This window comes from Pseudomonas sp. Irchel 3E19 (assembly GCF_900187585.1).
Lineage (GTDB): Bacteria > Pseudomonadota > Gammaproteobacteria > Pseudomonadales > Pseudomonadaceae > Aquipseudomonas > Aquipseudomonas baetica.
Genome location: NZ_FYDT01000001.1, coordinates 268,209 through 293,023 on the forward strand (window position 1 = coordinate 268,209; position 24,815 = coordinate 293,023).

The 24,815-nt window shown below is 60.4% G+C and carries 21 protein-coding genes; 4 read left to right on the forward strand and 17 right to left on the reverse strand.

Going from position 1 to position 24,815, the window contains the following annotated elements; all coding sequences use genetic code 11:
- Positions 1–97 precede the first annotated feature (97 nt).
- From mdtD to betI, 6 genes are all read right to left on the reverse strand, one after another.
- Entirely contained in the window at positions 98–1,525 is a 1,428-nt protein-coding gene (gene mdtD, locus CKW18_RS01355; RefSeq protein WP_095187093.1) for a multidrug transporter subunit MdtD, read from the reverse strand.
- 177 nt (positions 1,526–1,702) lie between these two features.
- Positions 1,703–3,040 (reverse strand): TldD/PmbA family protein, encoded by a 1,338-nt coding sequence (locus tag CKW18_RS01360; protein WP_095187094.1) that lies wholly within the window; start codon positions 3,038–3,040, stop codon positions 1,703–1,705.
- Positions 3,040–4,482: a TldD/PmbA family protein gene (locus CKW18_RS01365; protein ID WP_095187095.1), complete on the reverse strand. Its 1,443-nt coding sequence runs from the start codon at positions 4,480–4,482 to the stop codon at positions 3,040–3,042. The genes CKW18_RS01360 and CKW18_RS01365 overlap by 1 nt, the downstream gene beginning before the upstream one ends.
- Positions 4,483–4,762: 280 nt before the next feature.
- A complete protein-coding gene (gene betA / locus CKW18_RS01370; protein ID WP_095187096.1) occupies positions 4,763–6,466 on the reverse strand; it encodes a choline dehydrogenase in 1,704 nt (567 codons plus the stop codon).
- 152 nt (positions 6,467–6,618) lie between these two features.
- The gene (betB, locus tag CKW18_RS01375) at positions 6,619–8,091 is read right to left on the reverse strand and encodes a betaine-aldehyde dehydrogenase (protein WP_095187097.1); all 1,473 of its coding nucleotides are present in this window, start codon (positions 8,089–8,091) and stop codon (positions 6,619–6,621) included.
- Between the two features lie 89 nt (positions 8,092–8,180).
- Positions 8,181–8,774 (reverse strand): transcriptional regulator BetI, encoded by a 594-nt coding sequence (gene betI / locus CKW18_RS01380; protein ID WP_095187098.1) that lies wholly within the window; start codon positions 8,772–8,774, stop codon positions 8,181–8,183.
- 486 nt (positions 8,775–9,260) lie between these two features.
- Here betI and CKW18_RS01385 point away from each other — a divergent pair, with 486 nt between their 5' ends.
- Positions 9,261–11,201: a BCCT family transporter gene (locus CKW18_RS01385; protein ID WP_256586881.1), complete on the forward strand. Its 1,941-nt coding sequence runs from the start codon at positions 9,261–9,263 to the stop codon at positions 11,199–11,201.
- Positions 11,202–11,427: 226 nt separating this feature from the next.
- On the opposite strand, the gene choV is transcribed toward CKW18_RS01385, so the two are convergent.
- The 3 genes from choV to CKW18_RS01400 form a co-directional block, all read right to left on the reverse strand.
- Positions 11,428–12,606: a choline ABC transporter ATP-binding protein gene (gene choV, locus CKW18_RS01390; RefSeq protein ID WP_095187100.1), complete on the reverse strand. Its 1,179-nt coding sequence runs from the start codon at positions 12,604–12,606 to the stop codon at positions 11,428–11,430.
- Entirely contained in the window at positions 12,603–13,448 is an 846-nt protein-coding gene (gene choW, locus CKW18_RS01395) for a choline ABC transporter permease subunit (RefSeq protein ID WP_095187101.1), read from the reverse strand. Before choW ends, choV begins: the two co-directional genes overlap by 4 nt.
- A 66-nt stretch (positions 13,449–13,514) precedes the next feature.
- Positions 13,515–14,459 carry a choline ABC transporter substrate-binding protein gene (locus CKW18_RS01400; RefSeq protein ID WP_095187102.1) on the reverse strand — a complete coding sequence of 315 codons (945 nt, stop codon included), beginning with the start codon at positions 14,457–14,459 and terminating at the stop codon, positions 13,515–13,517.
- Between the two features lie 436 nt (positions 14,460–14,895).
- On the opposite strand from CKW18_RS01400, the gene CKW18_RS01405 reads away from it, so the two are divergent.
- Together CKW18_RS01405 and CKW18_RS01410 are read left to right on the forward strand one after the other, a co-directional pair.
- Entirely contained in the window at positions 14,896–16,272 is a 1,377-nt protein-coding gene (locus CKW18_RS01405; protein WP_095187103.1) for an L-serine ammonia-lyase, read from the forward strand.
- Positions 16,273–16,821: 549 nt separating this feature from the next.
- Positions 16,822–17,925, forward strand: a complete 1,104-nt coding sequence (locus CKW18_RS01410) for a GlxA family transcriptional regulator (RefSeq protein WP_007949927.1) — start codon at positions 16,822–16,824, stop codon at positions 17,923–17,925.
- Between the two features lie 105 nt (positions 17,926–18,030).
- Here the strand turns inward: CKW18_RS01410 and CKW18_RS01415 are convergent, their stop codons facing one another.
- From CKW18_RS01415 to CKW18_RS01435, 5 genes are all read right to left on the reverse strand, one after another.
- Positions 18,031–18,294: a hypothetical protein gene (locus CKW18_RS01415; protein ID WP_095187104.1), complete on the reverse strand. Its 264-nt coding sequence runs from the start codon at positions 18,292–18,294 to the stop codon at positions 18,031–18,033.
- A 256-nt stretch (positions 18,295–18,550) separates the two neighbouring features.
- Entirely contained in the window at positions 18,551–19,027 is a 477-nt protein-coding gene (locus CKW18_RS01420) for a thioesterase family protein (protein ID WP_095187105.1), read from the reverse strand.
- Positions 19,028–19,155: 128 nt separating this feature from the next.
- Positions 19,156–20,121: an L-carnitine dehydrogenase gene (locus CKW18_RS01425; RefSeq protein ID WP_095187106.1), complete on the reverse strand. Its 966-nt coding sequence runs from the start codon at positions 20,119–20,121 to the stop codon at positions 19,156–19,158.
- Between the two features lie 143 nt (positions 20,122–20,264).
- Complete coding sequence (locus tag CKW18_RS01430; protein ID WP_095187107.1) at positions 20,265–21,152, reverse strand: 3-keto-5-aminohexanoate cleavage protein; 888 nt, start codon at positions 21,150–21,152, stop codon at positions 20,265–20,267.
- Positions 21,153–21,227: 75 nt separating this feature from the next.
- Positions 21,228–22,172: a choline ABC transporter substrate-binding protein gene (locus CKW18_RS01435; RefSeq protein WP_095187108.1), complete on the reverse strand. Its 945-nt coding sequence runs from the start codon at positions 22,170–22,172 to the stop codon at positions 21,228–21,230.
- A 207-nt stretch (positions 22,173–22,379) separates the two neighbouring features.
- Here CKW18_RS01435 and CKW18_RS01440 point away from each other — a divergent pair, with 207 nt between their 5' ends.
- Positions 22,380–23,324 carry a GlxA family transcriptional regulator gene (locus CKW18_RS01440; RefSeq protein WP_095121415.1) on the forward strand — a complete coding sequence of 315 codons (945 nt, stop codon included), beginning with the start codon at positions 22,380–22,382 and terminating at the stop codon, positions 23,322–23,324.
- Positions 23,325–23,462: 138 nt separating this feature from the next.
- Here the strand turns inward: CKW18_RS01440 and CKW18_RS01445 are convergent, their stop codons facing one another.
- The 3 genes from CKW18_RS01445 to CKW18_RS01455 all read right to left on the reverse strand — a co-directional run bounded on the left by CKW18_RS01445 (position 23,463) and on the right by CKW18_RS01455 (position 24,736).
- Positions 23,463–23,879, reverse strand: a complete 417-nt coding sequence (locus CKW18_RS01445) for a DUF3010 family protein (RefSeq protein WP_095187109.1) — start codon at positions 23,877–23,879, stop codon at positions 23,463–23,465.
- Positions 23,880–23,907: 28 nt separating this feature from the next.
- Complete coding sequence (locus CKW18_RS01450) at positions 23,908–24,231, reverse strand: helix-turn-helix domain-containing protein (protein ID WP_095187110.1); 324 nt, start codon at positions 24,229–24,231, stop codon at positions 23,908–23,910.
- Positions 24,232–24,334: 103 nt separating this feature from the next.
- Positions 24,335–24,736 (reverse strand): lysozyme inhibitor LprI family protein, encoded by a 402-nt coding sequence (locus tag CKW18_RS01455; protein WP_095187111.1) that lies wholly within the window; start codon positions 24,734–24,736, stop codon positions 24,335–24,337.
- Positions 24,737–24,815: the final 79 nt, after the last annotated feature.

Below are 24,815 nucleotides of genomic sequence, written 5' to 3' on the forward strand. Positions count from 1 at the left end.
GTGGCGATGGTGGTCACGGGACTGGCCTGCAAAACAAAATGTCGCGCAGTGTAGCAGCCCCGGGCCACTTTCCTCGAAAGTTCTGGACGAACAGCGATTAATGTTCGATGTGTTCTTCCGGCCGTTTGGCGCGCCGGCCGTCTTCTTTCGAGAGTTGCGAGAAGATCGTCGCGGCGAGCATCGTCATGATGCCGACGGTGACAAAGGTTAACTGGAACGCACCCAGCACGGTTTCCACGCCATCGTTGCCGATCTCCGCCGTAAAACCACCGAGCAATGCACCGGCGCACGCCACACCGAGACTCAATGACAACTGCGCCACCACCGAGAGCAAGCTGTTGCCGCTGCTGGCGCTGGCGTCATCCAGATCGATCAGGGTCACGGTGTTCATCGCGGTGAATTGCAGCGAGTTGATCGCGCCGAGCACCGCCAGCAGGCACAGCAGCAACCAATACGGCGTCTGCTCGCTGACCAGGCCCATGCTCGCCAGCATGAGGCCCAGCGCCAGCGTGTTAGCGGTCAGCACAATGCGATAGCCGAGGCGTTCGATCAGCGGCCGCGCCACCCACTTGGCGATCATCGCCGCAGCGGCCAGTGGCAGCATGCTCATCCCGGCTTGCGACGGCGAATAGCCCAGCGCCACTTGCAGCAGCAATGGCACCAGAAACGGCAAGGCGCCGCTGCCTAGGCGGGCGAACAGGTTGCCGAGAATGCCAACGGCAAAGGTACGGGTCTTGAACAGCGACGGCGCGAACAATGGGTTTTCGATGTGCCCGGCGCGCAGCCAGTACGCCGCCAGACACGCCATGCCACCGAACAACAGTAACATCACCCGCAAGTGCGGCAGGTGCAGTTCGCCGAGGCCTTCCATGGCGATGGTGATGAGGATCATCGCCGCGCCAAACAGCAGGAAGCCGAGGCTATCGAAGCGCGTGCGCTCAGTGCCGCGCAGGTCGGGAATGAATTTCCATACCGCGTAACAACCGATGACGCCGACCGGCAGGTTGATCAGAAAGATCCAGTGCCACGTCAGGTATTCGACCATCCAGCCGCCCATCGTCGGGCCGATCAACGGGCCGAGCAGGCCGGGAATGGTGATGAAGCCCATGATCCGCACCAGTTCCGATCGCGGATAGGCGCGCAAAACCACCAGCCGTCCGACCGGCAGCATCAGCGCACCGCCCAGACCCTGAATGACCCGGGCGCCGATCAGCATGCTCAGGCTGCTCGACAACGCGCAGAGGAGCGAGCCGAGGCTGAACAGCAGGATCGCGCCGAAGAAGATTTTCTTGGTGCCGAAGCGGTCGGCGATCCAGCCGGAAGCGGGGATCAGCAGGGCCACGGTAAGCATGTAAGCGATGACCACGCCTTGCATGCGTAACGGGTCTTCCGCCAGATCCCGGGCCATGGCCGGCAGGGCGGTGTTGAGGATTGTCCCGTCGAGGGACTGCATGAAGAACGCGATGGCGACGACCCACGGCAACCAGCGGGCGGTGATGGCGTCGAGAGGCGGGCGGTTGGGCATGGAACCTCTGGTGGTTGGGTTAATGCATATCCATGGTCGAGCGCGGTTTGGTTTTGGGTGGGAGCGGGCTTGCTCGCGAATGCGGTGTATCGGTCACCTTCAATAGCGACTGACAAATCGCTTTCGCGAGCAAGCCCGCTCCCACATTAGATCTCCAGTGTTCTGGAGATCTTTGTCTTAGAGGGTCAGGGTCAGTCGACTCACCAATGCCCCCGGCAACAATGCCGACGAAGTATTGCGCTGGCTATACGTGCTCGCCGACAGCAACAACTCGCGCTCGGCGGTCAGCGCTTCCAGCTGCGAACCGAGCAGGTTGTAGGCGCTGTCGTCAAAACGCATGGTGCTGACCGGCGCCTGGATTTCGCCGTTCTCGACCCAGAACGTCGCAAACCGGGTCATGCCGGTCAAGCGCGCCGCCGGTTGATCCGAGAAGTTCAGGTACCACAGATTGCTGATGTACAGCCCGGTGCCCAATTGCTTGAGGATCTCCGCTTGCGACAGATCACCGGCGGCCATGTTCAACGCACTTGGCGATTCACCGCCGCTGGCGCCGTTGGCCGTCAGACCGTATTCAGCCGCGCTGCGCGATCCGACGAGTTGCTCACCGGCCTTGCCCTCGATGATCAAGCGCAGATCACTGCGCGGATAACCTTCGCCGGAAAACGCCGGGCTCAACGATTCACTGACTTTTTCATCGAGTGACACTAATGGGCTGAACGTCTGATCGCCCACGTACAGCTTCTGCAACGGGCTGCTTTTGCTGGCAATCGACTGCGCCGAGAAACCACCCCAGCTGAGCATGCCCATGATCTCTTCCAGCGCTGCCGGTGCCAGATAAGCGCGATATTGTCCCGGCGCCAGCGTGCGCAATGGTCGACCCAGAAACGCCAGTTGCTCGCGCGCCTGCTGGAAGCGTTTGGCAAAACCTTCGCTGCTCCAGTCGTGCCCGGCGTAGCTGGCCTTTACGGCCTCGCCGTTCTCGTGGAACAGGCTGAAGTCGAAGTTGAAGCTATTCGCCTGATGCCAGCCGAAGGCACCTGAAGAGCTGGCGAAACCGCGGCTGATCGGGCCAGCGGCGTAGAAACCGACCAGGTCCAGACCTTCAGCGGCGGCGCAGATTTCATCAACCACCTGTTCGGTGTCCGGCAGTGGATGCTCCTGCACGTTCTGGCTCTGCCAGCCGTTGTGGTTGAGCAGCAGGTACGGATCCTGTGGCAGCAACGGCAGGGTTTCGCGCAGTTGTTGCAGGCCTTCGGCGAGGCGTTGCAGATCGGCTTCCAGATCGCCCGACAGGGTGATGTACAAGTCGGCATGGCGACCATCGTTGACCAGTTTCAGGCCGACGTCGGCCTGCTGCACTTGCCCGGCCTGCCGCACTTTGGCGTGGTTGAAACGCACGAACGCCGACGATTCGGCGGCGTAGCTGAGGGTGAACTGCTCGGGCTCGCGCACCGTATCGCGCAGCCAGTTGACCAGAACCTTGAAGGCCTCAGCCTGACTCTTTACGTTAGCCATCAGGCGTCCCCCCCAAATACATCAACGTTGCTGAATACGCAGGCCGGCGAAGCATGGCCGACGCGGATCACCTGGTTCGGTTCGCCCTTGCCGCAGTTCGGCGTGCCCAGCACCTTGACGGTACTGGCGTCGCCGACGGCGCGCAGGCTCTTCCAGAAGTGCGCGGAAATCGCCCGGTAGTTGGGGTTTTTTACCACGCCTTTGAGTTCGCCGTTCTCGATCAACTGACCCCATTCGCAGCCGAACTGGAATTTGTTACGCGCATCGTCAATCGACCACGAACGGTTGGTGCTCATCAGAATGCCGTGCTCGATGCCCTTGATCATCTGTTCAAGTGGCTGGTCGCCCGGCTCGATGTTGAGGTTGGCCATGCGGTCGATCGGCGGCCGGTTCCAGCCGCAGGCGCGGCTGTTGGCAACACCGTCCAGCCCTGCGCGGAACTGCGACAGCGCACCGCCCAACGGGCGCAGCAAGAGGCCTTCGCGAATCAGGAATTGTTTGCTGGCCTTACTGCCGTCGTCGTCATGGCCGTAGCTGGCGAGCTCTTCGGGGATGCCCGGATCGAAGGTCACATTGAGCAGTTTCGAGCCATATTGCAGGCTGCCGAAGTCGCTGGCTTTGACGAAACTGGTGCCGGCGTAATTGCGCTCGTCACCGAGAATGCGGTCGAGCTCCAGCGGGTGACCGATGGATTCGTGGATCTGCAGCATCATTTGATCGGGCATCAGCAGCAGGTCGCGCGGGCCTTGCGGGGTGTTTGGCGCGAGCAGCAGTTGCAGGGCCTGATCGGCAACCTGCGGACCGGCGCCGACCAGGCCGCAGCGGCTGATCACGTCAGCGCCGCCCTGTTGGCCGAAGTTCTCGCGGCCGAGGCTACGGGTCTGGCTATCGTTGCCGTCGTAGGCGGTGACGTCGAGGCCCGGGTAGACGAAGCGCTGGGCCTGGCGCAGTTCGGCGCCGGCACTGCTCAGGTAGATTTGCTCGACGTGGGTGATGCCAATGCTCACTTCCCAATTCACCAGGCGCTCATCCTTTGGCACCGAGGCGGATTCCGCGCCGAGCAACTCGAAGCATTCGCTCAGGGACGGGAAGGGTTGCTCGAGATTGGGTGAAAAGTAATCAGCGCGGTCGCTCGACACCGGCTGATCGCGCAGGTCGAGCAAGGCATGGGGTTTGATCGCCCGGGCCTGCAGTTCGGCACGCTCAAGGGCGGCTTGCAGGCCTCGTTGCGAGAGGTCGTTGGTCGCGGCGTAGGCTTCGACGCCGTTGACACGCACGGTGAGCATCGCACCTTCGTCGCGGCCCAGGCTCGGCGGCTCGGCAACGTTCTTGCGCACCGACAGGTACTGGCCGGACTCGCGCACATACCGCAGGGAAAAAAACTCAGCGCCCGTGCGCAAGGCAGCGAAGCGCTGCTTGAGCTGGGGGTGGAAATCGAACATTCGGAAACCTCCTTGTTATGGAGTGGCGGGGCATAGCGATTCGGCGGGAGAGGTGAAACGGTTGCGCGAGGTCTAGAGTAGGCCTGCGTGGGGGTAGGATCAAGTGACGAGGGGGTGTAGGAGGATTTACTGTCCAGCGAGGGAATTTGTGCTGAATGTAAGGGCCCCTTCGCGAGCAGGCTCGCTCCCACACTGGATCTGCGTCGTTCACAAATCAAATGTGGGAGCGGGCTTGTCTCCGGGCGGCGTTCCGACGAAGGCCGCGCCTCGGTATCAAGTCTTACTGAGCAACCGGCGTGATATCACGCATCGGCTTGCCTTTCACCGGTGCATCGCCCGCAACGTAGTAAGCAGCGGTGCTACGCGGCAATGGCTTGCGGCCACGGATCTTGTCGGCGATTTTCTCGGCGATCATGATCGTCGGCGCGTTCAGGTTGCCGGTGGTGATGATCGGCATGATCGAGGCATCGACCACACGCAGGCTCTGCATGCCGTGCACGCGACCTTCGCCATCGACCACAGCCATCTCGTCAGTGCCCATCTTGCACGAGCAGGACGGGTGGAACGCGGTTTCGGCGTGCTCACGGATGAACTTGTCCAGTTGCTCATCGGTTTGCACTTCGATGCCCGGGCTGATTTCGCGGCCACGGAAGGCGTCCAGTGCCGGCTGTTGCATGATTTCACGGGTCAGGCGGATGCCATCGCGAAATTCCTGCCAGTCCTGCTCGGTGGCCATGTAGTTGAACAGGATGCTCGGGTGCTGACGCGGATCCTTGGATTTGACCTGGATGCGACCACGGCTTGGCGAACGCATGGAACCCATGTGCGCCTGGAAACCGTGCTCTTTCACACCGTTGCTGCCGTTGTAGTTAATCGCGACCGGCAGGAAGTGGTACTGGATGTTCGGCCATTCGAATTCCGGACGCGAGCGGATGAAACCGCCGGCTTCGAACTGGTTGCTGGCGCCGATACCGGTGCCGTTGAACAGCCACTCGGCACCGATGGCTGGCTGGTTGTACCAGAGCAGCGACGGGTACAGCGAAACCGGTTGGGTGCAAGCGTATTGCAGGTACAGCTCAAGGTGATCCTGCAGGTTTTCACCCACGCCCGGCAGATCGTGAACAACCGGGATGTCGAGGCTTTCCAGCAGTTTTGCCGGGCCTACACCGGAACGTTGCAGAATCTGCGGCGAAGCAATGGCGCCGGAGCACAGCAGGACTTCTTTGCGCGCTTTGACTTCAACACGCTCTTCAGCGTCGCCGACCAGGTAGCGCACGCCAACGGCACGCTTGCCTTCGAACAGGATCTTGTCGGTCAGGGCGTGGGTGACGATGGTCAGGGTCGAACGCTTTTTGGCAACGTCAAGGTAGCCCCGGGCGGTGGACGCACGACGGCCATTTGGCGTCACGGTGCGGTCCATCGGGCCGAAACCTTCCTGCTGGTAGCCGTTCAAGTCTTCGGTGCGCGGGTAACCGGCCTGTACGCCCGCTTCAACCATGGCGTGGAACAACGGGTTGTTGCCCGCCTTAGGCGTGGTCACGCTGACCGGGCCTTCACCACCGTGGTAGTCGTTCGGGCCGATGTCGCGGGTTTCCGCTTTGCGGAAATACGGCAGGCAGTTCAGGTAGTCCCAATCTTCAAGGCCCGGCAGCTTGGCCCAGTTGTCGTAGTCCATCGCGTTGCCGCGGATGTAGCACATGCCGTTGATCAGCGAAGAGCCGCCGAGGCCTTTGCCGCGACCGCATTCCATCCGGCGACCGTCCATGTGTGGCTCTGGATCGGTTTCGTAGGCCCAGTTGTAGCGACGGCCTTGCAGCGGGAACGCCAGTGCGGCGGGCATTTGCGTACGGAAGTCCAGACGATAATCCGGGCCGCCTGCTTCGAGCAGCAGAACGGTGACGCCAGCGTCTTCAGTCAGACGGGTCGCCAGGGTGTTACCGGCCGAGCCGGCACCGATGATGATGTAATCGAATTCTTGGGACATTGAATGCACCCTCTTTGAAGTTGGTCAGGTCGGGCCTGACGAGTGCTTTGCACTCGAATCGCGAGCGGGCTCGCTCCCACAGGAGACACTGTTCCAATGTGGGAGCGAGCCTGCTCGCGAAGGCGGCCTCGCGAGCAATACAAGACTCGGTCTTAGAACACCGAGACGTAATCGCCCAGCTCGACCTGTACCGATTTGATGCGAGTGAAGTTGTTCAGCGAGCTGATGCCGTTCTCACGGCCAACGCCCGACTGCTTGTAACCGCCCACCGGCATTTTTGCGTCGGACTCGCCCCAGGCGTTGATCCAGCAGATACCGGCTTCCAGTTGATGAATCACGCGGTGAGCGCGGTTCAGGTCTTTGGTGACGATACCGGCGGCCAGGCCGAAGTCGGTGTCGTTGGCGCGGCGGATCACTTCTTCTTCGGTCTCGTAGGAGAGGATCGCCATGACCGGGCCAAAGATTTCTTCACGAACGATGGTCATGTCGTCGGTGCAATCGGTGAACACGGTTGGCGCAACGAATGCGCCTTTGGCGAATTCGCCGTCGGTCAGACGCTCGCCGCCGCACAGGACGCGGGCACCTTCTTCTTTACCCTTGGCGATGTAGCCCAGCACGCTTTCCATGTGCGGGAAGCTGACCAGCGGGCCGAAGTTGGTGTTTTCGTCTTCCGGGTTGCCGATGCGGATGCGCGCAACGCGCTCAACGATCTTGGCTTCGAAAGCGGCTTTCAGGTGGCTCGGTACGAACACTCGAGTGCCGTTGGTGCAGACCTGACCGGAGCTGTAGAAGTTGGCCATCATTGCGGTGTCGGCAGCGCGATCGAGGTCGGCGTCGTCGCAGATGATCAGCGGGGATTTGCCGCCCAGTTCCATGGTCACGTCTTTGAGCGACGAAGCCGAAGCGCTGGCCATTACTTTTTTGCCGGTGTCGGTGCCGCCAGTGAACGAGATCTTCTCGATGCGCGGGTGCTCGGTCAGCCAGGTGCCGACTTCGCGGCCGCTGCCGGTCAGAACGTTGAACACACCATTCGGTACGCCGGCTTCGGTGTAGATCTCAGCCAGTTTCAGGGTGGTCAGCGAGGTGACTTCGCTTGGCTTGAAGATCATCGCGTTACCGGCGGCCAGGGCTGGAGCGGATTTCCACAGCGCGATCTGGATCGGGTAGTTCCACGCGCCGATACCGGCCACGACGCCCAGCGGCTCGCGACGGGTGTAGACGAACGAAGTGTCGCGCAGTGGAATCTGCTCGCCTTCGATGGCCGGCACCAGGCCTGCGTAGTATTCCAGCACGTCAGCGCCGGTGACGATGTCGACGTACTTGGTTTCGGAGAAGGCTTTACCGGTGTCCAGGGTTTCCAGAGCAGCCAGTTCATCGTTGCGCTCGCGCAGGATGTCGACGGCGCGGCGCAGGATGCGCGAACGCTCCATGGCGGTCATCGCGGCCCAGATTTTCTGGCCCTTTTCGGCGCTGACCACAGCGCGCTCGACGTCTTCTTTGGTCGCACGTTGCACTTGGGCGAGGACTTCACCGTTCGCCGGGTTGATGGCTTCGAAGGTGGCATCGCTGCCAGCGTCGGAGTACGCGCCATCGATGTAGAGTTTTTGCAGTTCGAAACGGGCCATAGTGTCCTCGCAAGTGCATTGGTTGTTGGCGTTGACCACCGCGATGAGGCTGCGGTGGCGGTTCAGGGGCCGAGCGTTTTCTGTGTGCTCTAGCTCACCTGCTTGGCCAATTGGAAATCCATGTATTCGTAAGCGATCTGTTGCGCCTGCGCCGTGTCGAAAGCGTCTCCCGACAGTGCGCCGCGCAACCACAAACCGTCGATCAACGCTGCCAGGCCACGCGCTGCGCTGCGCGCATCTTCGAGCGGCAACACACGGCGGAATTCGCAGCACAGGTTGGAATACAGACGGTGATCGTTGATCCGCTGCAACCTGTGCAAAGACGGCTGGTGCATGCTGGTGGCCCAGAAGGCCAGCCAGGTTTTCATTGCCGGGCCATTGACCTGGCTGGCGTCGAAGTTGCCTTCGATGATCACCTGCAAATGCGCCCGTGGGCTGTCATCTGCCAGCGCCTGACGGCGCGCGGTGACGTTCTCGCTGAGGACGTTCATCAGATACCGCATCGTGGCGGCAATCAGGCCGTTCTTGTCCTGAAAGTAATGACTGATGATGCCATTCGAGACACCGGCCAAACGGGCGATCAGCGCAATGCTGGCGTCCCCCATTCCGACCTGATCAACCGCCTGCAAAGTGGCTTCGATCAGTTGTTGGCGGCGGATGGGTTGCATACCGACCTTGGGCATCTTGCACATCTCCTTAGGCCTTCCGACGGGCGAATAACGCTTATCGGATTGAGGGCCATTCTATTTTGTTTTGATTGAACGTTCAATCAACAAAGAATAAGATCTGCGACAAATCGTCGCTGCCTACAGATATTTCCTACACGTAAGTGGCGATAAAGCCGACATCCGAAAATGCTTGAAACCTGCGTGGGGCATGGCGCGGTTCGCGATTCGATGGACGTGTTGAATGGGCAAGACGCTCGGGGCCAGGTTTCGGATGAACGTCCGCATGACTTTGGCCACGAAAGCGATTCGCAGCGCCATTTCGGCAGGTTCGGGCTTTTTTCGGGGTGTCTTTATATCACCCGCCGGTCGGCTGCCAACTAACCGATTGGTCGGGTTCCGTGTTGCCTTGTGTTCTTCTCTCGCACTGCCTGGAGCATTTGTGCCATGAGTTCTGCCTCGCTAATAAAGACCCCGCCCGAGAAGGTGACGGTCAACGGTTGGGTGTTTTACACCTCTACCGCGCTGATTCTGTTGTTGACCGCCATTCTGATTATCGCCCCGCAAGAGGCCGGCAGGATGTTGAGTGTGGCTCAGGCCTGGTTGTCGCGCAGCTTCGGCTGGTACTACATGGTGGTGATCGCCGCTTACCTGGTGTTTGTGGTGGGCCTGGCGTTTTCCTCCTACGGCAAACTCAAACTGGGCAGCAAGGACGACACCCCGGATTTCAGTTACGGCGCCTGGGCGGGGATGCTGTTCTCGTCGGGTATCGGCATTTCGCTGCTGTACTTCGGCGCGTCCGAGCCGCTGGATCACTACTTCAATCCGCCGGAAGGCGCAGCGGCCACCAACATGGCCGCGCGTCAGGCGGTGCAGCTGACGTTCCTGCACTGGGGCCTGCACGGCTGGGCGATCTACGCACTGGTCGGTCTGGCGGTGGCTTACTTTGCCTACCGTCACAACCAGCCGCTGGCCCTGCGTTCGGCGCTGTATCCGCTGGTCGGTGAGCGTTGGGTCAAAGGCGCGGCCGGTCACGCAGTGGACGGCTTCGGCATGTTCGTGACCCTGCTGGGTCTGGTGACCAACCTGGGGATCGGCTCGCTGCAAGTGTCCTCTGGCCTGGAAAACCTGTTCGGCATGGAGCACAGCAACACCAATCTGCTGATCGTGATCATTGTGATGAGCACCGTGGCGACCATCGCTGCCGTGTCCGGCGTGGAAAACGGCATTCGTCGTCTGTCCAACCTGAACATCGTGCTGTTCAGCGGTCTGCTGATTTTCGTGCTGTTGTTCGGCCCGACCTTGCACCTGCTCAACGGCTTCGTGCAGAACATCGGCGATTACCTCAACGGCATCGTCCTGAAAACGTTCGACCTTTATGTGTACGAAGGCAGTGGCGAGAAATCCGAGCGCTGGATGGGCCTGTGGACTCTGTTCTACTGGGCCTGGTGGATTTCCTGGGCGCCATTCGTCGGCATGTTTATCGCGCGTATTTCCCGTGGTCGCACCGTGCGTGAACTGGTGGCTGGCGTACTGCTGATTCCGCTGGGCTTTACCTTGGCCTGGCTGTCGATCTTCGGTAACTCGGCGCTGGACCTGGTGATGAACCATGGCGCGGTGGAACTTGGCAAGACGGCACTGGAACAGCCGTCGATGGCGATCTATCAATTGCTTGAGCACTACCCGGCGTCGAAAGTCGTCATCGGTGTGTCGATCTTTGTCGGTTTCGTGCTGTTCCTGACCCCGGCCGACTCTGGCGCGGTGATGATGGCGAACCTGTCCTGCAAGGGTGGCAACGTCGACGAAGATGCGCCGCACTGGCTGCGAATTTTCTGGTCGGCGGTGATTACCCTGGTGACCATCGGTCTGCTGTTCGCCGGTAACTTCGAAGCCATGCAAACCATGGTCGTGCTGGCCGGTCTGCCGTTCTCGGTGGTGTTGGTGTTCTTCATGTTTTGCCTGCACAAGGCCATGCGCCAGGACGTGCAGATCGAACAGGAGCAAGCGCAACTGGCGGAGCGCGGTCGTCGTGGTTTCAGCGAGCGTCTGACTCAGCTGGATCTGCAGCCGAGCCAATCGGTGGTGCAACGCTTCATGGACAAGCAGGTCAGCCCGGCGCTGGAAGACGCGGCTGCGCAAATGCGCGCTCAGGGCCTGGAAGTGCAAACGCTGCTGGGTAAATCCAAGCGCTGCATGGGCGTACGCATCGAGATGGAAGAGGGCAACCCTTTCGTTTACGAAGTGAGCCTGGAAGGCTATCTGGCGACGCCGAGCGAATCGGTCGAGTCTGAAGAGACGCGTCAGCGTTTCTATCGCGCCGAGGTGTATCTGCACAACGGCAGCCAGGATTACGACCTGATGGGCTTCACGCAAGATCAGATCACACGCGATGTGCTCGATCAGTTTGAAAGCCATCGGCAGCTCCTTGGCCGGGTGTATAGCTAAACAGCAAGAGCGCGGTGTTTCTGTCTGAAGCATCGCGCCGCATTCTTCGCGAGCAGGCTCGCTCCCACAGGTGACCGAATTGCTGCTGGGGAATGCGATCAAATGTGGGAGCGAGCCTGCTCGCGAAGGGGCCTTCGGCCGCAACGGTGTTGCATGATCGTTCCCACGCAGAGCGTGGGAACGATCACGCCGCGATCCTCTCGCGGCGTTTTTGTGTCTGCGGTACTTACCCCAGGTTCTTGCCCAGCAACGCGTGATACAGCTCGCTGTCGCCCAGGATCCCCACCACATGATTGTTATCGTGCAGCACCAGTTTGTTGCCGGTCTGATAACGAATCTGCAACGCATCACGCATGCCGATATTCGAATCCACCAGCGTCGGCTTGCGCTCCAGCCCTTCTACCGCTTGCCCCGGCGCCCAGTTTTGCAGGTTCAGCACTGAACCGTTCTGCCGCGCGCCCTTGATGGTGTTGCCCTCGGCCAGGTCCAGCCATGAATCGCCGCCCGGATCCAGGCACACCGAACCGTTGATGCGTTTGCAGTTGTCCAGCGTGCGCATCAGGCTGCGCCCGCACAGTACGTTGAGTGGATTGGTGTGGGCGACGAAGGTGCGCACATAGTCGTCCGCCGGGTTCAGCACGATCTCTTCCGGCACGCTGTACTGGATGATCCGCCCGTCTTTCATGATCGCGATGCGGCTGCCGAGTTTCAGTGCCTCATCGAGGTCGTGACTCACGAAGACAATGGTTTTGCTTAGCTTGCGTTGCAGTTCCAGCAGTTCATCCTGCAGGCCTTGGCGGATCAGCGGGTCGAGTGCCGAGAACGGCTCGTCCATCAGCAGAATGTCGGCGTCCATCGCCAGCGCCCGGGCCAGCCCCACGCGTTGCTGCATACCGCCAGAGAGTTCGTCGGGTTTCTTGTTGCGCCACTGGGTAAGGCCCACCAGTTCGAGTTTCTCGTCGACCAGCTTGCGCCGTTCCTTCTCCGGGCGGCCCTGCATCTCCAGACCGAAGCTGATGTTCTCGCGCACCGTCAGCCAAGGCATCAGGGCGAACTTCTGGAACACCATGGCGATGCGTTTGGTGCGCATCATTTTCAGCTCGGCAGGCGTACAGGAAGCGATGTCGATCTGGCGGTTTTCATGCTCGACAAACAGCTTGCCGCGACTGACAGTGTTGAGGCCGTTGATGCAGCGCAGCAGGCTCGACTTGCCGGAGCCGGACAGGCCCATCAGCACGCAGATTTCGCCTTTGTTGATGTCCAGACTGGCCTTTTCCACACCGACAATCTGACCGGTCTTTTTCAGGATCTCGTTACGGGTCATGCCCTGATCCAGCAGCTTGAGCGCCTCGCGTGGATCCTTGGAGAAGATTACGTCGACGTCTTCGAAGCGAATTATGCTCATGCGTCACCCCCTACTTTAGCGTCGGGTTGTTTGCAGATACGGTCGAGCATGATCGCCAGCAGTACGATCGCCAGGCCCGCTTCGAAGCCCAGGGCGATATCAGCAGTGTTCAGTGCGTTGACCACCGGTTTGCCGAGTCCGTCGGCGCCCACCAGTGCCGCGATCACCACCATCGACAACGACAGCATGATGCACTGGGTGATGCCGGCAGCGATGCTCGGCATGGCGTGAGGCAGTTCGATCCGTGAGAGCAATTGGCGACGCGAGCAGCCGAAGGCCTTGCCGGCGTCCATCAGTTCTTGCGGGACATCGCGGATGCCCAGGTAGGTCAGGCGGATCGGCGCAGCGATGGCGAACACCACCGTGGAGATCAGGCCCGGCACCACACCCAGCCCGAAAAGGGTCAGGGTAGGAATGAGGTAAACGAAGGTCGGTACGGTCTGCATCAGATCGAGTACCGGACGCATCACCGTGTAGAACATCGGTTTGTGCGCGGCGACGATGCCCAACGGCACGCCGATGACCACGCAGACCAGGGTCGCGAACATGACCTGGGCGAGGGTTTCCATGGTTTCCTGCCAGTACCCCAGATTGAGGATCAGCAGAAAGGACACAATCACAAAAACAGTCAGCCCCCATTTGCGCTGGATGAAATGCGCGAGCAGGGCAATGAGGCCGATCAAGACAAAAGGGTTGAACCAGGTGAGCGCAAACGTCACGCCGTGGATCATCGTTTCCAGTGTCACGGCGATTGCGTCGAAGGTGTTGGCGCCGTGTTGCGTCAACCATTCAACGAAGCCCGCGATGTACTGGCCTAGAGGTATTTTCTGATCAATCAGCATGGTAGTGAACGTCCGCATGCAAGGAAATAAACAGCCCGGGGGAGCTGGCTCCCCCGGCATAAACGATTACTGCAGTTTGGCTTTCACGGCCGCAAGACCAGGCTTACCGTCAATGGTGGTCACGCCAGCGAGCCAGGTATCTAGCACCTGTGGATTCTTTTTCAGCCAAGCCTTGGCGGCCGCGTCAGGCTTCATCTTGTCGTCGAGGATGTTGCCCATCAGTTCACTTTCCATGTCGACGGTGAACTCCAGGTTCTTCAGCAACTGGCCGACGTTGCTGCATTCGGTGGTGTAACCCTTGCGGGTGTTGGTCGCCACGGTCGCGGCACCGAAATCAGGGCCGAAGAATTCGTCACCACCGGTCAGGTACTGGATCTTGAAGCGCTTGTTCATCGGGTGCGGCGCCCAGCCGAGGAACACCACTTCGGTGCCACGGCGAGAAGCACGGTCAACCTGCGAGAGCATGCCCGCTTCGGAGGATTCGACGACTTTGAAGCCGGCGGTTTTCAGGCCGAAGGCGTCCTTGTCGATCATGCTCTGGATCAGACGGTTGCCGTCGTTGCCAGGCTCGATGCCGTAGATCTTGCCGTCGAGTTCTTTCTTGAATTTGGCGATGTCGGCGAAGTCATGCAGACCTTTGTCGTACAGGGCTTGGGGTACGGCGAGGGTGTACTTGGCGCCCGTGAGGTTGGTGCGCACGGTTTCCACGGTGCCGGCGTCGCGGTAGGCCTTGATGTCGTTTTCCATGGTCGGCATCCAGTTGCCGAGGAACACGTCCATGTTCTTGCCGTCGGCCAGCGACTTGTAGGTCACGGGCACGGAGATCATGGTGGTCTTGGTCTTGTAGCCGAGGGCGTTGAGCACGACGGAGGTGGTTGCGGTGGTCGCGGTGATGTCGGTCCAGCCGACATCGGAGAAGTTAACGGTACTGCACTGCGCCGGTTCTGCGGCTTGAGCCAGTAACGGCAGACTCAGCATGGCGGCCAACAACAACGACGGGGAACCTTTCATGGATGGACTCCTTGGTGTTTTTTTTGGCAGTGTTCCGACTGTGGACCACCGCACTTATAGGTTGCGGTTGGATGGCGTTCTGGAGACAGCTCTACCACGGCGCCTTGCAATCGAGTCATAACGATCATGTACCAGTGAAAATCTGACGCCTACAGGGGGCGTCGTATCCAGTACAGGGATGGTCGCATCCAGTGTCAGTGACGTCGTTTACAGCTTTTTTTGGCCCCGTCTGGCCATCTGAACCGCATAAAAACGGCGAAAACCAAGGGCGAAAGCGCTACGGCGTTAGTGGGCATGAGTGCGTCGGTGTCAGACGCCGTACGGCCCGACAAAAGCCTGATGATGCCGGCATTCCGGCGGATCGCAGCTTGAGCGTAGCAGCTCCGCCAAGGGGCGCTTCACGCCCCGGATCGGCATTCTCAGGAGCTCTGCAGCAATGGCTATCAGCGTTTTCGACCTGTTCAAAATCGGCATCGGCCCTTCCAGTTCCCACACCGTCGGGCCAATGCGCGCCGCGGCATTGTTTGTCGAGTCGCTTCGCAGCAAGCATCAGTTGGAGCACGTGCGCCGTATCGAAGTGCAACTGTTCGGTTCGCTGTCGGCCACCGGCATCGGGCACGGCAGCGACAACGCGGTGATCATGGGCCTGATGGGCGAATGGCCGGACGCCATCGACCCTTCGCAGATCGGCCCGCGCATCCAGGCTTTGCGTGAAACCCACACCCTTCTTCTGGATGGTCGCCTGTCGGTGCCGTTTGTCTGGGCCCGCGACATGCGTCTGATTGACGAAAACCTGCCGTTTCACCCCAACGCCATGACCTTGGTTGCCGAAGGCGATCACGGTGAGTTGCATCGCGACACCTACTATTCAGTCGGCGGCGGTTTTGTCGTAGATGAGGCGCAGGCGTCCAGCGGTGTGGTCGATCTGGATCGCACCGAGTTGCCTTATGACTTTTCCAGCGCCGTCGAGCTGCTGGAGCTGTGCAAAAACAACAACCTGCGCGTTGCCGAATTGATGATGGCCAACGAGAAGGTCTGGCGCAGTGAAGAAGAGATTCGCGCCGGATTGATGAAACTGTGGCGGGCTATGCAGGATTGCGTTGAGCAGGGCCTCAAACACGAAGGCATCCTGCCTGGCGGTTTGAATGTGCGGCGGCGTGCGGCGAAGTTGCATCGCAGTCTTCAGGAATTGGGTAAGCCCAATGTGATCGGCTCGACGCTGAGTGCGATGGAGTGGGTCAACCTGTTTGCCCTCGCCGTGAATGAAGAAAATGCTGCCGGCGGGCGCATGGTCACGGCACCGACCAACGGCGCGGCGGGGATCATTCCGGCGGTGTTGCACTACTTTATGAAGTTCAGTGAAGCGGTCACCGACGCCAACGTAGTCGACTACTTATTGGGCGCGGCGGCGGTGGGGATTCTGTGCAAGAAGAATGCGTCGATCTCGGGCGCCGAAGTTGGCTGTCAGGGCGAGGTCGGCTCGGCCTGCGCGATGGCGGCGGCGGGCCTGGCGGAGATTCTTGGCGCCACGCCGGAGCAGTTGTGCAACGCGGCGGAGATTGGCCTGGAACATAACCTCGGGCTGACCTGCGATCCGGTGGGCGGGCTGGTGCAAGTGCCGTGCATCGAGCGCAATGCGATTGCGGCGGTGAAAGCGATTAACGCGGCGCAAATGGCGTTGCGTGGCGATGGTCAGCATTTTATTTCGCTGGATCGGGTGATCCGCACCATGCGTGATACCGGGGCCGACATGCATGACAAATATAAAGAGACGTCGCGCGGTGGGTTGGCGGTCAGCGCGGTTGAGTGCTGAGTCAGCAGCACCGAGTTGAATTCTTCGCGAGCAAGCCCGCTCCCACAGTAGATCTCCAGTGAACACAAAATGTGTGAACGCCAGGGTCCAATGTGGGAGCGAGCCTGCTCGCGAAGGGGCCAGACCAGTCAAAACTGCTCACCAAGTGAACACGGTAATCAAACACGCCACCTTTTAGCGCGTCGCAATCAGATAAGAGTTTTTCCCACCTGTAACAGGCAATCAGCACACCCTACCGTCCGTCACCCGTGCCTTGGGTGACACTCCCCCGCAAACTGCGCGCAGGCCCGTTCCCACAAGTGCTACCGATTTGCTCACAGGCAACGGAGCAGGGCATTCGCCATCGCTGATGGCACTTCGAAATGCTTTTCGTCGGACGTCTCGAATAGACACGTCGCGACGTCGTTTTCAGGAGTTATTGAACGGCCATTCAATTTTAGGCATGGCAATTGCTCTGTCATAACAAAGCCCGTCTCCCGCATGAGCACGCGGCAATAACAAGAGCCTCCGCCTGAGGCCATCACCCGCTTTGTGTGAGGAGATACCGCGATGACGTCGTTCAACTCCGGGGCCCAACCCCAGAACCGTGCGCCTCAATCCATCGGCTTTCTGCTGCTGGACAATTTCACGCTTATTTCTCTGGCCTCTGCGGTTGAACCGCTACGCATGGCCAACCAATTGTCCGGTCGCGAGCTGTATCGCTGGAGCACCCTTACCGTCGATGGCGGTCAGGTGTGGGCCAGTGACGGTCTGCAAATCACCCCCGACGCCTCCATGCACAAAGCGCCGCCGCTGGACACCGTGATCGTCTGTGGTGGCATCGGCATCCAGCGCACCGTTACCCGTGAGCACGTCTCGTGGCTGCAAAGCCAGGCGCGCCAGTCGAAGCGTCTCGGCGCCGTGTGTACCGGCAGTTGGGCGCTGGCCTGCGCCGGCCTGCTCGACGGGTTCGATTGCAGCGTGCACTGGGAATGTCTTGCGGCGATGCAGGAAGCTTTCCCGCGCGTTGCGATGAGCACTCGCTTGTTCACCCTCGACCGTAACCGTTTCACCAGCTCCGGCGGCACCGCGCCGCTGGACATGATGCTGCACCTGATCAGCCGCGATCACGGCCGTGAACTGTCCGCCGCGATCTCCGAGATGTTCGTCTACGAGCGCATCCGCAATGAACAGGATCACCAGCGCGTGCCGCTCAAGCACATGCTCGGCACCAACCAGCCGAAGCTGCAGGAAATCGTCGCGCTGATGGAAGCCAATCTGGAAGAGCCGATCGATCTGGACGAGCTGGCAGTGTACGTCGCCGTGTCGCGTCGCCAGCTCGAGCGCCTGTTCCAGAAATACCTGCACTGCTCGCCGTCCCGCTACTACCTGAAACTGCGTCTGATCCGCGCCCGGCAACTGCTCAAGCAGACGCCGATGTCGATCATCGAAGTGGCTTCGGTGTGTGGCTTCGTGTCGACGCCGCACTTTTCCAAGTGCTACCGCGAATACTTCGGCATTCCGCCGCGTGACGAGCGTGTCGGTTCCAACACGACTCAACAGGTGGCGATGCTGCCGTTGCCTCAGGCAATCGTGATGTCGCCGCTGTCGGGGCCGATGTCGGCGTTGAGCCAGGCGCGGAACGAGTCGACGTTTGCCAGTGTAAGGCTGTAGAGCGAGTCATCGTTCTTCGCGAGCAGGCTCGCTCCCACCTTTAACCGAGTTCTTCCATGAGAATTCTGTCAAATGTGGGAGCGAGCCTGCTCGCGAATGGATTTATCAGGCGCTATGGCTTTGCTGGTACTCCGCTAACGCTGGCAACAACTGTTTGTCGATCGCCTGACGCACCGCCGGCTGAATGCTCGCGCCACTGGTGTACATGTCCTTGACCATCTTGCGCAGCTCAGACGCGCGAACGTTATCCAGCCCACGCACCGCACACTCACAGGCCTGCTCGGCCGTGGAGCCGCTCGGCACTTGAAAACCCAGTGACTTGAGCTGGCCCAACAGATCTTCCTGGTCAATCAAATCGGCGTACATCATCACGCAAATCCTTCTTCGGCATCGGAGGTCGTTGCTCGATTCTGGTAGTCGCGTGCGGTGACGGCAAGGGCGATTTGTCGCAGTGGCTGAGACGACTATGAACAGGTCGTTTTCGGCTAACTCGTCAGGGAGGGGAGTCGGCACACTGGACTCAGCTCGCTTTACGAAGGTTTGGTCACCCTCGCCGCGCAAGCTCCTCAAAGGTATGTTCGCCCCGATCCAGTCACGGCTGGTATCGGGGTTTTTTTGCCTGCGTTTATCGCGGTGCCGGCAGCGCGATCACGCGGCCGATGTAAGCCGGGGCGGGCAGGTCGGCCTGCTCGGCGACGATGGCTTGCAGGCGGCTGAGGGTGTCGGTACTGAAAGGCGCCGAACGCGGGCCTGCGAGGTCGACGTGGAGCAACATTTGCTCGTTGCCGGCCAGTTCCTGCTGATCTGCGACCTTGTGCAGGCTGTGATAGAGGTGCAGGCGTTTGCTGTCGTGGCCGATGATTTGCGTGCGCACTTCGACGGCGGTGTCGAGCTTTACCTCGTGCAGGTAATTGAGGTGCAGTTCCAGGGTGAACAGCGAGTGGCCGCTGGCTTCGCGGTTGTTGCTGTCCATGCCGAGACGGTCCATCAGGGCGTCGGTGGCGTAGCTGAAGATCAGCAGGTAGAAGGCGTCGCGCAAGTGGCCGTTGTAGTCGACCCAGTCGGGGATGATGGTGGTTTGGTAGGTGGTGAGGCTGGGCATGGTATCTGGTCCAACATAAGTGGTGTCTGGGCCGCCGTCTTCGCGAGCAGGCTCGCTCCCACAGGGGATTGCATTCCAAATGTGGGAGCGAGCCTGCTCGCGAAGGGGCCGGAACGGCTGAGCAAGGCCTACTCGTTAAAACGCATCCCATGCTTTTCCTTGGTCGCCTTCACCGCTTCCAGTACCGCCAGCAGGCAATCATCACGATAGCGCTCCAATGCTGAAATACTACGTTCGCCCAACTGCTCGCTGGTGCCAGCCACCACGTCATCAATCAACTTGTCAGTCAGCTCCGGCGCCGGCAGATAGGTCCACGGCAATTGCAACGCCGGGCCGAATTGCGACATGAAATGGCGCATCCCGGCATCACCACCGGCCAGCGTGTAAGTCAAAAACGTACCCATGAATGACCAGCGCAAACCGGCGCCAAAGCGGATCGCATCATCGATCTCGCCGGTAGTCGCCACACCGTCGTTGACCAGGTGCAGCGCCTCGCGCCACAGCGCTTCGAGCAGACGGTCGGCAATAAACCCCGGCACTTCCTTGCGTACATGCAGCGGGCGCATGCCGAGGGATTCGTAGACGTTCATCGCCGCTTGCACGGCCTCGGGCGCGGTGTTTTTGCCGCCGACTACTTCGACTAGAGGCAGCAGGTACACCGGGTTGAACGGATGCCCGACCACGCAGCGCTCGGGGTGGGTCGAGCTCTCGTAGAACTCGCTCGGCAGCAGGCCCGACGTGCTGGAGCCGATCAGTGCGTTGGGTTTTGCCGCTGCACTGATTTTGCTGTGCAGCTCAAGCTTCAGTTCCAGCCGTTCCGGGGCGCTTTCCTGAATGAAATCGGCATCACGTACGCATTCTTCGATGGTCGCGACAAAGCGCAGGCGATCTTGTGACGCCCCCGGCGCCAGACCGTTTTTCTCCAGCGCACCCCAGGCATTGGCCACGCGTTTGCGCAGGGCCGCTTCAGCGCCGGGCGCCGGATCCCAGGCCACGACATCGAGGCCGTGGGCGAGGGCGCGAGCCACCCAGCCGCTGCCGATGACACCGCTGCCCAGCGCGGCGAAGGTTTTGATTTCGGTGATAAAGCTCATGGCGACATTCCTGAATAGTTCGGCGATCAACTGTGGGAGCGAGCCTGCTCGCGAAAGCGGTGGCTCTGCTGATGAAGATGCTTCGGATGTACGGGCCTCTTCGCGAGCAGGCTCGCTCCCACAGGCTTTTGAGGTGAGTTCGTTCAGCCGCGCTGGGTCAGGCCCATTTTCTTGCGGCCTTCGGCAGGCGTGAGTACGCGCGCGCCGAGGCGGCTGAGGATCTCGGTGGCGCGCTCAACGAGTTGGCCGTTGGTCGCCAGCACACCCTTGTCCAGCCACAGGTTGTCTTCCAGGCCGACCCGCACGTTGCCGCCGAGCAACACCGCTTGCGCGGCCATCGGCATCTGCATCCGACCGATGCCGAACCCCGCCCACACCGCGTCAGCCGGCAGGTTGTCGACCATGGCTTTCATGGTGGTGGTGTCGGCCGGCGCGCCCCACGGGATGCCCAGACACAGCTGGAATAGCGGGTTATCGAGCAAGCCTTCCTTGATCATCTGCTTGGCAAACCACAGGTGACCGGTGTCGAAAATTTCCAGTTCGGCTTTAACGCCCAGCTCGGTAATGCGCTTGGCGCCCGCCCGCAGCTGCGCCGGGGTCGAGACGTAAATGGTGTCGCCATCGCCAAAGTTGAGGGTGCCGCAATCGAGCGTGCAGATTTCCGGCAGCAGCTCTTCAACGTGAGCCAAACGTGTCAGTGGGCCGACCAGATCAGTATTCGGGCCGAACTCCATCGGGTTCTCGCCAGCACCGATCTCCAGGTCGCCGCCCATGCCGGCGGTGAGGTTGACGATGATGTCGACGTCCGCCTCGCGGATGCGCTCCATCACTTCGCGGTACAGCGCCACGTCACGGCTGAACTTGCCGGTCTGCGGATCGCGCACATGGCAGTGCACGACGGTGGCGCCAGCCTTGGCCGCTTCCACGGCGGCGGCGGCGATCTGTTTCGGGGTGACCGGCACGTGGGGGCTCCTGGCGGTCGTGTCGCCAGCACCGGTGAGTGCGCAGGTGATGATGACGTCGTGATTCATGGTGCGGTTTCCTTCAGGCGTGATGGGTCTGTCCGCAGCCCTTGGCGGGCTGCGAAGCGGGGATTCAGGGGGGATTTACTGGCTGGTCAGTTGCAGGTTCTCTGCGGCCGGTTTGCCGTCAAACGTGGTCACACCTTCGAGCCAGCGTTGCTTGTCTTCGGGGTGATCCTTGAGCCACTGCTTCGCTGATTCGAAGGCGTCCTTGTGATCGAGCAGTGGCTGCATCATCCGGCTCTCGTCTTCGGCGGTGAACGTCAGGTTGGTCAGCAGGCGACCGATGTTCGGGCATTGCTCGGCGTATTTCGGCGCGGTCACGGTCCACACGGTGGCCATGCCTTCATTCGGGCCGAGGGCGTCGTCGCTACCGGTGAGGTAGGTCATCTTGACGTTGACGTTCATCGGGTGCGGCGCCCAGCCGAAGAACACCACGGCCTCTTTGCGGCGTACGGCGCGATCGACGGCGGCGAGCATCCCGGCCTCGCTGGACTCGACCAGCTGGAACTTGCCGAGGCCAAACTGGTTCTTGCTGATCATCGCCTTGATCTGGGTGTTGGCGCCCGAACCCGGCTCTATGCCGTAGATCTTGCCGCCCAGTTCTTTTTCGAATTTGGCAATGTCGGCGAAGGTTTTCAGGCCTTTGTCGGCCAGATAGGTCGGCACGGCGAGGGTGGCGCGGGCGTCCTTCAGGCTCGGTGCGTCGAGGACTTTGACCTGATTGGCGTCGACGAACGGGGTGATGGTCTGGGTCATCAGCGGGTTCCAGTAGCCGAGGAACAGGTCCAGACGCTGGTCGCGAATCCCGGCGAAGATGATTTGCTGGGACGCGCTGGTTTGTTTGGTGCTGTAGCCGAGGCCGTCGAGCAGCACCTGGGTCATGGCACTGGTGGCGATCACGTCGGTCCAGTTGACCACGCCCATGCGTACGTTCTGGCACGAGGCGGGTTCGGCCGCCATGACGCTGGCGCTCAAGAAAGCGGTACCGCTGAGTGCAAGAACACAGCTGCTGATCAGTCGTTTCATGTCGGGTTCCTCGGCAGGTCGTTTATTGTGAGTTCCGGCGTCTGATGCGCCGATGATGCCAAGTTACGCAGCAATGCCCCCGTGAAAGCGCACTGCGGCGACTGGCATTTGCACTGTAGCGACCTGTGCGCTTGAACGCTGACGACAATCGGCGTATCAACGATCCACGCTACCCTCCCTTTCGTTACCCGCGAATCGAGTGCGCACATGTCCCAGGATTTCTACTTCTTGCTGATGCCGGGCTTCTCCGCCATCGGCTTCATCTCTGCGATCGAACCGCTGCGCGTGGCCAACCGCTTTCGTGGCGAGTTGTACCGCTGGCATGTGCTGAGCGCTGACGGCGGGGCGGTGCTGGCGAGTAACGGCATGTCGGTCAACGCCGACGCAGCGCTGGAACCGCTGAAGAAAGGCGCGACGCTGTTGGTGGTGGCCGGCTTCGAACCGCTGAAGTTCGCCACCCCGACGCTGGAGCACTGGCTGCGCCGTCTCGATAACGAAGGCGTCACCCTCGGCGCCATCGACACCGGCAGCTTCGTCCTCGCCGAGGCTGGCCTGCTCGACGGCCATCGCCTGACCCTGCATTGGGAAGCCATCGACGCCTTCAAGGAATCTTATCCACAGCTCAGCGTGACCCAGGAGCTGTTCGAGATCGACCGTCGACGCATCACCTCGGCCGGTGGCACGGCGTCCATCGATTTGATGCTCGACCTGATCGCCCAGGCCCACGGCCCGCAACTGGCGATCCAGGTCAGCGAGCAGTTCGTGTTGGGGCGCATCCGTCCACGCAAAGACCACCAGCGTATGGAAGTTGCCACGCGCTACGGCATCAGCAACAAGAAGCTGGTTCAGGTGATTGGCGAGATGGAGCAGCACAGCGAACCGCCGCTGACCACGCTGCAACTGGCGGAATCGATCAAGGTGACGCGGCGGCAACTGGAGCGCTTGTTCCGGCTGCATCTGAACGATACGCCGAGCAATTTCTATCTGCGCTTAAGGCTGGAAAAGGCCCGGCAGCTACTGCGCCAGACCGACATGAGCGTGCTCGAGGTCAGCATTGCCTGTGGTTTTGAATCACCGTCCTACTTCACCCGCAGCTATCGCGCACGGTTCGCCCGTTGTCCGAGAGAAGACCGCCGTACCGCCCAGGCCTGAATGGATCACACAAATCCAAATGTGGGAGCGGGCTTGCTCGCGAATGCGGTGTTTCATTCAACACCAATGTCGACTGACAGATTGCATTCGCGAGCAGGCTCGCTCCCACAGTTGGTTTGTGTCGTCTGGAAAATCGGATTACTTCTTCACCAACGCCGAACACGCCGCTTTGTAAGCCTCATGCTGATACTTGTTCAGCGTCGCCGGCAGCTCGAAGTTGTGCTTCTTGGCCTGCGCATTGATCGTCTGCGGCGACAACAACGTCACCTCGCAACCATCGAGCAGCTGAAATACGCCTTCAATCTTGAAGGTCGTCGGCCCACCGGCAAACTCGCCCTTCTTGCTGCGCTTCTTGATCGCAATCCGGTCAATCGAGTTCTCCCGCACAAACGACGCCACCTGCGCGGCGAAGCGTTTGACGTTGGCCGCCTCGTCGTCATCGTCCAGGGCGATTTTCTTGGTGCTGAGGGCGACGTGACTCAGGGTCGAACCGTCGAGAGCGGCCACGGCGATGATCGCTTCGCTGCCTTTGATTTCGATGCCGCAGATGTTCATGGGAATTCCTTTGAATGAAGAGGGCAGGCTACAACTCAAGTTGATTGGCCGTGATGCCGAATGCTGCTGCAATTTTCTCGCGGGTTGCCTTGCGTGGCTTCGCTACTGTTTCTTGTTGAGCGAACGCCGGCTGGGAAATTCCCAGACGTTTCGCCACTTCTTTCTGAGTCAGGTTCAGGTGCTCGCGCCAGGCACGGATCGGTGTCGCCCCGTCGACCATGCGACTGACCACCTCATGCGGGATCAGATCGGGCTGCATTTTCTGTGCGACGTATTGAGCGTAGGGAATGACTACGAAGGCGGGGTTGCCCTCGGCATCGTTGATGATTTGGATGTCGGCAGATTGATTCATGGCGCTGGAAATATAAGTCTTTTATAAGATCTTCGAATCTTTACTTATATTATCCAGTCGGCCAATCAACAACGTTTGTCGGCATGTTGCCGAACTTCCCGAATCACTCCTGCCCAATCGACTCCAAAAACTCCGACCGTTCATCACTCATCCGCGCCACGCAGTCATTCTGCGCAATCTTGAACGCCTTGCTGCCTTCGGTGGCCGGGAATGCTTCCACCGCGCAATCGGCATCCCGCGTCTTCAACCATTGCTGCTGGGCGGTCTTGAGTTTGGCGCTGATGTCAGCCAATTGCGTCGGGTTCTTGCCGTACGCGGTCTGCATGCGTTCGTTGAGGCTGGCGTAGTTGTCCTTGAGCAGGTCTTCGGCGGCGGTGCGGCTGTAGGTCGAGCATTCCAGGGTCTGGACGTCGTTTTCCACCGCGTCGCACGGGTTGTTGTCGGACTCTTCGGCGGCGTGTACGCCGGTCGCAATCAGTGCCAAAGCCAGGAAGATCGATTTCATTGATGTCGCCGCTCTAATCCAGTGGTGTTTTCACGATGCCGGAGATTCTGGCTCAAGCTGGCGGGCTTGAACAGGTGGC

Excerpts from the sequence above, each read along its gene's own strand:
- CKW18_RS01420 (WP_095187105.1), bottom strand. The coding sequence starts at position 19,027 with ATGCCCAGCCTCACCACCTACCAAACCACCATCATCCCCGACTGGGTC.
- betB (WP_095187097.1), bottom strand. The coding sequence starts at position 8,091 with ATGGCCCGTTTCGAACTGCAAAAACTCTACATCGATGGCGCGTACTCC.
- CKW18_RS01405 (WP_095187103.1), top strand. The coding sequence starts at position 14,896 with ATGGCTATCAGCGTTTTCGACCTGTTCAAAATCGGCATCGGCCCTTCC.
- CKW18_RS01450 (WP_095187110.1), bottom strand. The coding sequence starts at position 24,231 with ATGAATCAATCTGCCGACATCCAAATCATCAACGATGCCGAGGGCAAC.
- CKW18_RS01360 (WP_095187094.1), bottom strand. The coding sequence starts at position 3,040 with ATGGCTAACGTAAAGAGTCAGGCTGAGGCCTTCAAGGTTCTGGTCAAC.
- CKW18_RS01435 (WP_095187108.1), bottom strand. The coding sequence starts at position 22,172 with ATGAAACGACTGATCAGCAGCTGTGTTCTTGCACTCAGCGGTACCGCT.
- CKW18_RS01445 (WP_095187109.1), bottom strand. The coding sequence starts at position 23,879 with ATGAACATCTGCGGCATCGAAATCAAAGGCAGCGAAGCGATCATCGCC.
- CKW18_RS01365 (WP_095187095.1), bottom strand. The coding sequence starts at position 4,482 with ATGTTCGATTTCCACCCCCAGCTCAAGCAGCGCTTCGCTGCCTTGCGC.
- choV (WP_095187100.1), bottom strand. The coding sequence starts at position 12,606 with ATGAGCATAATTCGCTTCGAAGACGTCGACGTAATCTTCTCCAAGGAT.
- betI (WP_095187098.1), bottom strand. The coding sequence starts at position 8,774 with ATGCCCAAGGTCGGTATGCAACCCATCCGCCGCCAACAACTGATCGAA.
- CKW18_RS01400 (WP_095187102.1), bottom strand. The coding sequence starts at position 14,459 with ATGAAAGGTTCCCCGTCGTTGTTGTTGGCCGCCATGCTGAGTCTGCCG.
- mdtD (WP_095187093.1), bottom strand. The coding sequence starts at position 1,525 with ATGCCCAACCGCCCGCCTCTCGACGCCATCACCGCCCGCTGGTTGCCG.
- CKW18_RS01415 (WP_095187104.1), bottom strand. The coding sequence starts at position 18,294 with ATGATGTACGCCGATTTGATTGACCAGGAAGATCTGTTGGGCCAGCTC.
- CKW18_RS01430 (WP_095187107.1), bottom strand. The coding sequence starts at position 21,152 with ATGAATCACGACGTCATCATCACCTGCGCACTCACCGGTGCTGGCGAC.
- CKW18_RS01440 (WP_095121415.1), top strand. The coding sequence starts at position 22,380 with ATGTCCCAGGATTTCTACTTCTTGCTGATGCCGGGCTTCTCCGCCATC.
- betA (WP_095187096.1), bottom strand. The coding sequence starts at position 6,466 with ATGTCCCAAGAATTCGATTACATCATCATCGGTGCCGGCTCGGCCGGT.
- CKW18_RS01425 (WP_095187106.1), bottom strand. The coding sequence starts at position 20,121 with ATGAGCTTTATCACCGAAATCAAAACCTTCGCCGCGCTGGGCAGCGGT.
- CKW18_RS01455 (WP_095187111.1), bottom strand. The coding sequence starts at position 24,736 with ATGAAATCGATCTTCCTGGCTTTGGCACTGATTGCGACCGGCGTACAC.
- CKW18_RS01410 (WP_007949927.1), top strand. The coding sequence starts at position 16,822 with ATGACGTCGTTCAACTCCGGGGCCCAACCCCAGAACCGTGCGCCTCAA.
- choW (WP_095187101.1), bottom strand. The coding sequence starts at position 13,448 with ATGCTGATTGATCAGAAAATACCTCTAGGCCAGTACATCGCGGGCTTC.